2 protein-coding genes are annotated in these 1,079 nt (G+C 59.3%); both read left to right on the top strand.

What is annotated here, in order from left to right; all coding sequences use genetic code 11:
* The first annotated feature begins 130 nt into the window (after positions 1 to 130).
* A complete protein-coding gene (locus tag H5T74_14645; GenBank protein MBC7231613.1) occupies positions 131 to 310 on the top strand; it encodes a transposase in 180 nt (59 codons plus the stop codon).
* A 42-nt stretch (positions 311 to 352) separates the two neighbouring features.
* Positions 353 to 1,079, top strand: a 727-nt coding sequence (locus H5T74_14640) for an IS1380 family transposase (GenBank protein MBC7231612.1), incomplete at its 3' end; no start/stop codon positions are given.

Here is a 1,079-nt window from a genome sequence, read left to right as displayed (position 1 = left end):
CCCGGATTTCTCATTTCAAATAGCAAGTATCACTTGCTAGAATTGCTGAAATATGTATCAGAACAGCAATAACAGCAATGCTGGTGGGGTAAAGATGGGGAACCTTGCGAATGAAGCGGAAAACGGGGGTTTGAGGCTCGCTTTCGACCGCCATCTGAGACTGGAATTCAGGGGTGCCAAGGTCACCACAGACGCGGGATTGCTGGCGGTGAGAGAACTGGACGGGGCGCTGGGACTCACCGATATGGCGGGGGCGATGATACAGGACGGAAGGACGGGCAAAAACATCAGGCACCAGATGAGGGGGTAACTCCGCCAATCAGTTTACGCCAGGCTGGCCAGATACGAGGACGTGAATGACCACGAGCGCCTTTTCCGTGACCCCGCCATGCGGGCTGTCGTCGGGAAGAAGGCCTTGGAGAGAAACGCAGCGAGCCAAAAGAACGTATCCCGCTTCGAGACCTTAGCCGAGGAGGAGAACATAAGAGCGCTTGCCGCCATCAACCACGCCTGGGCGGCCAGGGCGATGCGCGTCACCAAGGGCAATGATGTCATCTTGGACATGGACTCACAGGAGTCCCCGGTGCACGGCAGCCGGGAGAGATCGGCCTACAACGGGCATTTCTGCTCCCGCTGCCATCACCCGCTCTTCGTCTTCTGCCAGCATGGCGACTGCGAAGGGGCGACGCTGCGTCCCGGCAACGTCCACTCCGCCGACGGGTGGCGGAGCCTGCTGGAGCCCATCGTCGAAAGATACAAGGACCCGGGCAGAAAGCTGTACTTCCGGAGAGACGCAGCCTTCGCCTCCCCTGATATGTATGGATACCTAGAGGAGGAAGGCATCCTCTACGCCATCAGGATCAAGGCCAACAGCCGCCTCTACGACCACGTAGAGCACCTCCTGACCCGCCCGGTGGGCAGGCCGTACGCCAGGCCCAAGGTAATCTATCATGACTTCTCCTACCGGGCGGGCTCCTGGGACAGGTCCAGGAGGATCATCGCCAAGATAGAGTGGCATCAGGGCGAGCTCTTCCCCAGGGCGGGGTTCATCATGACCAACCTCAAGGGGAAGCCGAAGA

The sequence above is a fragment of the Actinomycetota bacterium genome (assembly GCA_014360645.1).
Taxonomy (GTDB): domain Bacteria; phylum Actinomycetota; class Geothermincolia; order Geothermincolales; family RBG-13-55-18; genus Solincola_B.
This window is presented reverse-complemented; position numbering and strand designations above follow the sequence as displayed.